The organism is Vibrio mexicanus (assembly GCF_001012815.1).
GTDB lineage: Bacteria > Pseudomonadota > Gammaproteobacteria > Enterobacterales > Vibrionaceae > Vibrio > Vibrio mexicanus.
Genome location: NZ_JYJP01000110.1, coordinates 1 through 477 on the forward strand (window position 1 = coordinate 1; position 477 = coordinate 477).

At 40.9% G+C, this 477-nt stretch carries 1 pseudogene; it reads left to right on the top strand.

The features are described from left to right. Window positions 1-372: pseudogene (locus UA76_RS23890) on the top strand (hypothetical protein); the annotation flags it as partial. Window positions 373-477 lie beyond the last annotated feature (105 nt).

Genomic DNA, 477 nt, shown 5'->3' on the forward strand with positions numbered 1-477 from the left:
GAACGAGAAGACTGGATATACGCAAAATACAATGTTAGCCGTAAGGTCATTGCGCTAGGTCACCGAAACGACGACTGTTTTTATCTAGATGTAGCTCAGACTGAAGTATTTCGAAATCAATCATGTAGCATTACTTACCTGTTTTTTGAAACAGAGGAAAAACTCTTATCCATGGTTGAGGATCTAGAAAAAAACCATGACTTTCAAGGCCAAGAAGTACAAGACAAGAAACATCTATTCGACATTAAGTACCTTCAAGCCGACTTTAAAGGGCTAGCTATGATTGGCGACTCATATTCTTCCCTGGAGGCTTTTGAACTTAGAGAAAGTAAAACAGCTCTCCCAGAGCCTGACTATTTCGGTTCGGTGTGACCCTTGGCTTATTTACCTTTTTACCTCACTCCAGAAGAATTTGAGGCTTACCAAGAAGAGCAAGAAAAACAGATACGCTCAGGCAAAGAACTACACGAATGGTCG